General features: G+C 50.7%; 10 protein-coding genes. 6 read left to right on the forward strand and 4 right to left on the reverse strand.

Annotation, left to right across the window (positions count from 1 at the left end):
• Positions 1 to 528: 528 nt before the first annotated feature.
• The 5 genes from dusA (at position 529) to ACWIUF_RS02915 (ending at position 5,220) form a co-directional block, all read left to right on the forward strand.
• The gene (gene dusA, locus ACWIUF_RS02895) at positions 529 to 1,560 is read left to right on the forward strand and encodes a tRNA dihydrouridine(20/20a) synthase DusA (protein ID WP_448570695.1); all 1,032 of its coding nucleotides are present in this window, start codon (positions 529 to 531) and stop codon (positions 1,558 to 1,560) included.
• A 56-nt stretch (positions 1,561 to 1,616) separates the two neighbouring features.
• Positions 1,617 to 2,282 (forward strand): HEAT repeat domain-containing protein, encoded by a 666-nt coding sequence (locus ACWIUF_RS02900; protein WP_448570696.1) that lies wholly within the window; start codon positions 1,617 to 1,619, stop codon positions 2,280 to 2,282.
• A gap of 1,219 nt (positions 2,283 to 3,501) precedes the next feature.
• Positions 3,502 to 4,632 carry a cobalamin biosynthesis protein CobW gene (gene cobW / locus ACWIUF_RS02905; protein WP_448570697.1) on the forward strand — a complete coding sequence of 377 codons (1,131 nt, stop codon included), beginning with the start codon at positions 3,502 to 3,504 and terminating at the stop codon, positions 4,630 to 4,632.
• Positions 4,633 to 4,802: 170 nt separating this feature from the next.
• A complete protein-coding gene (locus ACWIUF_RS02910) occupies positions 4,803 to 4,889 on the forward strand; it encodes a DUF4258 domain-containing protein (RefSeq protein ID WP_448570706.1) in 87 nt (28 codons plus the stop codon).
• Between the two features lie 112 nt (positions 4,890 to 5,001).
• Positions 5,002 to 5,220 (forward strand): hypothetical protein, encoded by a 219-nt coding sequence (locus tag ACWIUF_RS02915; protein ID WP_448570698.1) that lies wholly within the window; start codon positions 5,002 to 5,004, stop codon positions 5,218 to 5,220.
• A gap of 205 nt (positions 5,221 to 5,425) precedes the next feature.
• Here the strand turns inward: ACWIUF_RS02915 and ACWIUF_RS02920 are convergent, their stop codons facing one another.
• From ACWIUF_RS02920 to ACWIUF_RS02935, 4 genes are all read right to left on the reverse strand, one after another.
• On the reverse strand, positions 5,426 to 5,692 hold the full coding sequence (locus tag ACWIUF_RS02920) for an FmdB family zinc ribbon protein (protein ID WP_448570699.1): 267 nt from the start codon (positions 5,690 to 5,692) through the stop codon (positions 5,426 to 5,428).
• Between the two features lie 12 nt (positions 5,693 to 5,704).
• A complete protein-coding gene (gene fmdA, locus ACWIUF_RS02925) occupies positions 5,705 to 6,910 on the reverse strand; it encodes a formamidase (RefSeq protein ID WP_448570700.1) in 1,206 nt (401 codons plus the stop codon).
• Between the two features lie 381 nt (positions 6,911 to 7,291).
• Positions 7,292 to 7,723 carry a type II toxin-antitoxin system VapC family toxin gene (locus tag ACWIUF_RS02930; RefSeq protein ID WP_448570701.1) on the reverse strand — a complete coding sequence of 144 codons (432 nt, stop codon included), beginning with the start codon at positions 7,721 to 7,723 and terminating at the stop codon, positions 7,292 to 7,294.
• Complete coding sequence (locus tag ACWIUF_RS02935; RefSeq protein WP_448570702.1) at positions 7,716 to 7,964, reverse strand: hypothetical protein; 249 nt, start codon at positions 7,962 to 7,964, stop codon at positions 7,716 to 7,718. The genes ACWIUF_RS02930 and ACWIUF_RS02935 overlap by 8 nt, the downstream gene beginning before the upstream one ends.
• 79 nt (positions 7,965 to 8,043) lie before the next feature.
• Here ACWIUF_RS02935 and ACWIUF_RS02940 point away from each other — a divergent pair, with 79 nt between their 5' ends.
• A complete protein-coding gene (locus tag ACWIUF_RS02940; RefSeq protein WP_448570704.1) occupies positions 8,044 to 8,178 on the forward strand; it encodes a hypothetical protein in 135 nt (44 codons plus the stop codon).
• Positions 8,179 to 8,792 lie beyond the last annotated feature (614 nt).

An 8,792-nucleotide genomic window follows, 5' to 3' on the forward strand; every position in this document is an offset into this window, starting at 1 on the left:
CTGGGGTGGGGCTGGGGGCTGGGTTGCTGTGCGCACCGGGACCGTGACCGCAGGGCGCTGCTGGGCTAAGGCGCTACCGCCCTGGCCAATGAGGGCCAGTGTTGTCAGTGCCGTTACGGGGTGGAGGCACCCTTGAAGCCAACCGCAAATTCCTCGTGTTGTTTTCATGACGACTTTGATCGCTCGGTAGATTAGGTTGGATACGGTAGAGCACCTATTCGCCAGCACAAGCCGTCACGTTAGCCGTAGCTACGTGGAGATAAACCCTAGGGATGGACACGTCCAATCCCTAAAAATAGGAGAATACTTTCCTAGTGAGGCGGCTTATGGCTGCGCGCCGTACCAAATCCCCTTTGCCAGTACCCTTCATCAGGCATGCGGGATCATCAGTACGGTTTTGTAGAAGTTGTGACTCATGAGAAAGTTCCAAGGACGCGGCTAATTTTCGCCTATGAGCGTGGGTGATGGCTGGCGATCGTTGATGCCAGCAGCCAAGCCACAATGGGGAATGTGCTAGAATTGCCTGCCATGATGCTTCCTGCCCCGATCGCATCCCCCGCCTCTGCCCAAAGCTTGGCATCGGTATCCTTGGGGATTCCCTTAAGTGTTGCGCCGATGATGGAGCGCACCGATCGCCATTTCCGGTACTTCCTACGCCAACTCACCCGCCGGACCCTGTTGTATACCGAAATGGTGACCAGTCAGGCGATTTTGCACGGCGATCGCGATCGCTTATTAGGCTTTAGCCCAGAGGAAAAACCCCTCGTCTTGCAAGTGGGGGGCGATCGGCCCCAGGACCTCGCTGCCTGTGCTCGGATTGCCGCAGACTTGGGGTATGACGAAGTTAACTTAAATGTGGGCTGCCCCAGCAGTCGGGTACAGTCGGGGCATTTTGGGGCTTGTTTGATGCTTCAGCCAGAGCGTGTTGCTGACTGTGTGGCGGCCATGCGGGCCGCTGTGTCAATCCCGGTGACGGTCAAGCATCGGATTGGGGTAGACGATCGGGATCGCTACGAAGACCTTGCCCAGTTCGTCACGATCGTCGCCGCCGCTGGTTGCGATCGGTTTACAGTTCATGCCCGTAAAGCCTGGTTGCAAGGCTTAAGCCCTAAGGAGAATCGGGAAGTCCCCCCCCTACGCTATGGCGACGTTTACCGATTAAAGCAAGATTTTCCTCACCTGCGCATTGAAATCAATGGCGGTATTCATACCCTAACTGAAGCCCAGGCCCAGCTTCAGTGGGTTGATGCGGTCATGATCGGTCGCGCCGCCTATGACCAGCCCTACCAATTCGCCGCTGCCGATCGGGATATTTTTGGGGATACGACGGCGATCCCACCGACCCATCATGCCGTTGTTGAGGCCATGCTGCCCTATACGGATGCCTGGATCACCCGTGGCCTAAAACTCAGCGCCATTACCCGCCATTTGCTGCAACTCTTTGCGGGGCAACCGGGGAGCCGTGCCTGGAAACGCTATCTGACCGAATATTCCCATTTACCAGGGGCCGGAAGTGAGGTATTGCGTCTAGCCCTCGCCCAAGTCCCGCCCTGCCCGTGATCGGGATTCAGTCGGGCTATAATATTTTTGTAAATAAATGTAAACAAACCTTAATCATGCCCCTACTCAGTTTGGAAACGATTGCTACACAACTAGAGAGCCAGGACTCACGCGATCGGATGTTAGCCTTGGTTTCCCTGCGGGATGTGCCAGCCGAGGCGGCTGTTCCCTTGATTAAAAAGGTGCTAGCGGACGAAAGTGTCCAAATTCGGGCAATGGCTGTTTTTGCCCTGGGCATCAAGCCGACGGCAGAGTCCCTACCCCTGCTGGTACAACTGCTCGAAGCGGATACTGACTATGGTGTGCGGGCGGCGGCGGCAGGAGCGTTGGGTTACCTGGGGGATCGTCAGGCATTTGAGGCACTCGTTCATGCGTTTTACGAGGATACGGAATGGTTGGTACGCTTTAGCGCCGCTGTGGCCCTAGGCAATCTCCAGGACCCCCGTGCCCAAACCGTGTTGGTGGAAGCCCTCGACAGTAGTGATGTGGTTATTCAGCAGGCGGCGATCGCGGCGATCGGTGAAATCCGGGCGGTTGATGCGGTTGATGCCATCCTCCGGTTTGCCCAATCCGAGGACTGGCTCACCCGTCAGCGCCTAGCCGAGAGTTTGGGGAATCTGCCCAGCCCCAAAAGTTTGGCGGCCTTACGGTATTTAGCCAAAGACAGCCATCCCCAAGTCATGGCAGCCGCTAACTTCTCGCTAGAACGTTTAGGGGGGTAGGGGAACCCATCCCAGGGGTCTAGAGATAGTTTGTGAATGAATTCGGCCATTTTCTCGGCTTGATTGGGTTCCCTAGCCCGGACACAGAAATTCTGCGCACCGTAGAGCCAACGGTAGGCGTGTTGACGATCACCCTTCGTAATAGCAACAGTGGCTAAGCCGAGTTTGGCGATGGCCTGTTCACTGCGGAGGGGTCTCTCTTTCCCAGAGAATGGTTTCGACTTGGCCCAGCACGACGTGATAACGATCAGTGCCGGGGATGGGTTGCCAATGGAATGAATTGGGGCTGGGCTTCCAGGACATTGGTCTGAAAAGCGGCTTTTCCATAGAGAAAGTCAAGGAATGCCACTGGCCCGCTTGGACCAGTCGATCGCAGGCAAGCAGTACGGGGGTAGCTGCTTCGAGGGCAGTGAGGGCGGTCTTGAAGTTGAGGTGAGGCTCAGTCACGGATGGCGGGGATGATCAGGATAAATGTTGGGGGGATCGGTTCTGAAATTCTTAAACTAGATGCTAAAACCTTCTGCTACGATAATATTCCCATCCGCATCACGAACGGTCATCCAATAGCATTGATAGGAATCACATTGATGGGGTAGATCACTTTCTGTGCGCTGTCCTCTAGACCAAGCATTATCTCCTATTGAGAAAAAAATAGGATAGCTGCGATCTGGACGAAGGTTTGTCTCCGGGATGAAAATGCGAATGCGTGTTCCATCTCGAAACTGATATGTATGTAAATAACCATTTGTACCGCTCAATTGGGCTTGAACTGCTGTAATCTAGCATTCATCTCCCGTGATTTTATCGGCGTTAGACGAATTTAAGTTCGTTGGCCATTTAACGCAATCAGAACGCCAAGGGCTAGCAGCTACATCGATAGAAAGCATTACTGGTATCGCTAACAAAATCAAGGGGACAACCAATTTCTCTGAAAAAAGACGCATACTCATACTAATAGTTAGGGAAACCTCGAAAAATATAAATTGTGCGCTCATAACCAACTTCATCTCATTGGCTAGAGCAGTTGAACTGCCCCTATTTCATATTAATCGGGGAGTTCTTAGGAAAATCGAATATCATTGACAGTCTAGCAGGTTTGAAAAACCTGCCTCTAAAAATGGGTCCCCTTGACACGCTCCTAACAAAAACAGTATCTACCCTATTAGACCGATCGGCTTCAGCACAAACTTAGAACGTATACACTAAACCGACTAGCACAATGCATAAAATTCCCGTCACTGTCATCACTGGCTTCCTCGGAGCTGGAAAAACAACCCTCGTGCGTCACCTCCTGCAACACCCTGACGGTCGCCGAATTGCCGTCCTGGTGAACGAGTTTGGGGAGGTGGGTATTGATGGCGAACTATTGCGGGCCTGTCGTATCTGTGATGATGCCGATACCGATCGCACGCCTCTGGCCACGCCCTCAGCCACGCCCCAAATCGTGGAACTCACTAATGGTTGTCTCTGCTGCACGGTGCAAGAAGAATTCCTGCCCACGATGCAGGAACTCCTGCAACAGCGCGATCGCATCGACTGCATTGTGATTGAAACTTCTGGGTTGGCTTTGCCAAAACCCCTGGTGCAAGCCTTTCGCTGGCCAGAAATTCGGACCGGGGCGACGGTGGATGGGGTGATTGCGGTGGTTGATGGGGAGGCTCTGGCCGCAGGGCACTTGGTCGGGGATCTGGCGGAACTGGAAAGCCAACGACAGGCTGATCCCAATCTGGAACATGAAACGCCGATTGAAGAACTGTTTGAAGATCAACTCAACTGTGCCGATTTGGTGCTGTTGACAAAGACCGATCGCCTGGAACCCGCTACCCTCACCCAAGTGCAAACCTGGCTGGCCAGCCAAGTTCCGGCGGGGGTGCGGATTATTCCCTGCCACCAGGGGCAAATTGAGTCGGCGGTCCTGTTGGGCTTTAATGCAGCGGTTGAAGATAATCTTGACCAGCGCCCCAGCCACCACGACACCGAGGAAGACCATGATCACGATGATCAGATCAATGCCGTCTATCTCCAACGCGATCGTGCCTTTGAACCCAAATGCCTGGTCGAATACCTCAGCCAGTTAGCCCAGCAGATGGAAATTTATCGGATTAAGGGTTTTGTTGCCGTGCCCAATAAACCCATGCGACTGGTCTTGCAAGGGGTTGGTCCCCGTTTTGATTATTTCTACGATCGCCCGTGGCAGAATGGGGAAGCTCGCCAAACTCGCCTTGTATTCATTGGCCGTGCGCTAGAGCAGGCCCAACTCGAACAGGGCTTAGATGCTCTCGACGCTAAGCCAGCGGTGGCCCCAAGCGATCGTCCCCTGATGCCCACTGCCGCTACTGCCCGTATCTAGTACAGTAAACATAAAGTTTCGCAACGTTGGTAGTAACGACTTGAGTCGTTGCCGGCTAAAGCCAGCACTACGAACGTTGCAGAACTTACTGTTCGAGCTACTAGTGCAGCATCTCATTATAAGTTTGTAGGAGGGTTTGGAGTTCTAGGCGTTGATCATCTTTACGCAAGATTCGAGTCCAGGGAATTAGGAAAGCGATCGCTAATGGCCAAATTATTGAGGATTACCCAGATGATAAATATGGACAAGTTGCTTGATTTATTGACCCCCTGCAACTTTTCCCTAAATGATTTAATCTGCGCTTGCTTCTGAAGTCGAATTAAGGTTTTTAGACCCAGAGTAACTACTGCTTCCTGGTTTGCTAAGCCCGTGACTGCAAGTGCCTCCTACATTAATTTATCATCGATCACAAGGGGTGTCTTCATTTTTTTGATTGGCACAGATAAGGAGCCAATTGGAACACGGCTTGTTGCATTTTTTGATTTAGAATTGCAGACAGAATATCCTTTGGCAACGAATCTACCAGCAGCGGAAGAAAATGCCATTTTCAATAATGCTACGACATTTGCAGGTGGCTTCAAAAATTAGTCTTTTATCAAGAGACTTAGTAGAGCACGCAGTCAACCTAGGATAGCTGCTTGAGTCGATCGCAGACGCCTTCGGGGCAGACCGGAGCCTACTCCATCATTATTGTTTTCCACTTCTACATTGGGGATGCTATACATTCGCGCAGCGTCCCCAATGTAGAGCCTACGGAGACTATTGTTGCAGCTTGCCGCATGGGGTCAGCTTACTAATGGTTCAGCATCCAAGGGCGACCGCAGGCTTGACTTTGGAAGCGGGCGGGTTTAGGCTCGCGTTCGGTCTTGCTGACGATCGCAGGTTCTCCACCTGTTGATCGCCGGGGTAATGCTGATGATAGGCTCACTGCTGGGGCCGAAAAGATGCGCCGCCCCTCACGATCGCAGGTGGGACAAAAGGCGGGCTGACTCGATTCGGCTAGCGATCGCCAACTGTCAAATACCCCACAGGTTTCACATCGAAACTCATACAACGGCATGGCAATTACCTCTTATTTTGGCAGAATATCCATGTCAAAGATTTCAGTTGGAATTGCCAAGGTACAGCAGGCGTTAGGAATATCCACAATGCCACTCACCCGGCCCTCAACCGGCGCACAACTGAGAAGTAAATACGCCTGCTCTCCAGTGAAACCAAATTTCTTGAGATACTCGATCGCATTCAAACAGGCACGACGATAGGCAATATGCACATCCATGTAGTATTGCTTGCCCGTATATTCGTCTACGGAAATCCCTTCAAACACCAGGTATTCCGAATAGCGAGGTTCCACCGGACCGGGCTTAAAAATGGGATTGACTAGCCCATATTTCTCAACACCGCCCTTGATGATATCCACATGCAAATCAATGTAGCCCGACATCTCGATCGCGCCACAGAAGGAAATTTCACCATCTCCCTGGGAAAAGTGGATATCCCCCATCGACAACTTTGCCCCTTCCACATAAACCGGGAAGTAAATTCGGGTACCCTTAGAGAGGTTTTTAATATCACAATTCCCCCCATGTTCCCGTGGAGGAACAGTACGGGCGGCTTCGGCGGCTACACGGGCATAGTCCGATGGCGGCAGGGTACCCAAAATTGCATTTTGGGGGTTGGGTAGCGCGGCATAAACCGGCAAATCCCCCGCCATCCCCGTGCCGTAGGTGCGCAGTTCAGGGGCACTGTTGACCAGTTCCCGTTCTCGTTTATTCCACGTTGCCAAGAGTTCATGGGAGGGGGCACAACCAATCAAACCTGGGTGAATAATGCCCGCAAATTTGACATTGGGAATATGACGGGAAGACGTATAAATGCCTTGGAAATCCCAAATAGCCTTCGCTGCCTTGGGGAAATGATCGGTCAGAAACCCACCGCCATTTTCTTTCGCAAAAATGCCCGTAAACCCCCATTCGTCCCCTTGTAGAGCACCGATATCGAGCAAATCTACCACCAGAATATCGCCCGGTTCTGCCCCATTCACCCAGATCGGACCACTCAAGACATGCACAACCGTCAGATCAACCGTTTCGATGTCGTCGGGGTTGTCATTATTCTTAATCTGACCATCGGTCCAATCTTTACATTCAATGCGAAAGACGTCACCAGGGTTGACTGATACAACGGCGGGAATATCAGGATGCCAGCGATTATGTCCCGGCAATTCCTGTTGATCCATCGGTTTGGTGAGATCTACCTTGAAGAGGGTTTTCGGCATGAGGCGTACTCCGCATTCTGGCCTTGACTCTAGTGGCTTCTTATCCCGTTAATCTGTAGCCGTTGCTACTGAGTGAAGCCAACGCTTTGCTCAAGTGTCGCGACCAGTATCCCGTCCGTTGAGGAGTTTGTGCATGAACCGATCGCGGCCTGCGCTAAATGCTCTCTATCTAAACTTTAACAGTCTCGATCGAGGTTGAGGGTGCTGCATCGTGGGAGCCGATCGCGACTAAGTTTCGCCCGTATCAGTCTGGTATCACTATCACTAACTTTGGCATCTTCAAGATCGGCATGTCTGAGGTCTGCACCACGGCGATCGAGATTCTGACAGTCGCGACCATGAAATAGTTTTGGTTGTGCAATTAACCCACGATCTACGGTTTCACTTAAGGCGGTTAGGCGTTTCTAGTAAACAGGTGAAGCCTGCTTGAGTGAAATGCCGGTCTGAGGTAAAAGCAGTCGTTATATTTTGCTGTTCCATTAGCACAAAGCTGGTGCAATCTGTCAACCCCCAGTCTTTGTCAAGTCTTTGTGAGTAAAGCTGCCAGCCTGAGTTCAGTAAATCTTGGCTTGCTGAAATAACGGTTACTACTCCCATCTGTCTAAGCTGATTTAGAAAGCGGATGGTTTTGCCTCGCAAGTTGGGAGCACTTAAAGCATCAGCAACTTCTAATAAGATAAATTCGGAGGTTATTAACCCCTTGTTTTCTACATAAAGTTGCTCAAGAATTGTGCTAGCCTGTTGATGCAAAGCATCATCTTGATTCAGCAAGGCAATCCAGGCTACGGTATCCACAAAGACTTTTTCATTCATCTGATGTCTGCTTGGGTTTACCGTAGAGATAATGATCGTGCTGGTGGGCCAAGTCGGTAATGCCTGTTTCTAGTTGACACTCTGCAATAAGACGATTGAAGGCTTCCCAATCCTGCTTCTCGCTGACGGGAGGAGGGCTTTCCTCATCAAGGAAGATAACCAAGACCTGACCTTCTCGCTGGGGAACGGGTTCAGAGAACTGAATTTGACCGTCACGATAGGTTCCTTTTATGGTTAGCATTTTGGGCTTTTCTCCTTGAAAGATTTGGGGCTAGGGGTTAGTAAGTAACTGGGCGAAGTAGTCTTGGAGGAGTTTGTGCATGAACCGATCGCGGCCTGCGCTGAATGCTCTCTATCTAAACTTTAACAGTCTCGATCGGGGTTTAGGGTGCTGCATCGCGGGAGCCGATCGCGGCCAAGTTTCGCTCGCATCAGTCCGGTATCACTATCATTGACTTTGGCATCTTCAAGATTGGCATGTCTGAGGTCTGCACCACGGCGATCGGGATTCTGACAGTCGCAACCATAAAATAGTTTCGGTATACTCGGCAATTACCTGGTGGGGAACAGACTGCAATATATATAACCTGAGATTATGTCACCATAATACATATCTAAAAGTCTAATTATTGACGTTTTCCAAATTAGTAGATAGGCTATTAGGAGACACATAGACAAGCATTTATTATCTATGTTCTAATTCAGAGATTCGGTCTGCAAGGCCGGACTTTCGCGTTTTTGGAGAACTTGTGCTTTATCTGGCCTACTTAGACGGGTTTGGGCATATTGGTCCCTATGTCCTTCTGACAATTCTTGAAAGCACATTGTCCATTTTCAGAAAATTCCTCTATATCGCGCTATTAATGTGATTAACGGCTATTCTTAAATCGATATTTACTCACCTCTAGAGGTTATTAATTATGAAAACCAAGAAATTTGACTGTATTGAGGTGAAGCGTTTAGCTAGCCGACAGATCTATGAGGAAATTAAGGATATGACTCTCCAAGAGGAAATAGCTTATTGGCAGGGAGTAAGGAACACGGCGCTCAAGTTGATAGAGAAAGAAAC

The organism is Trichothermofontia sp. (assembly GCF_053493415.1).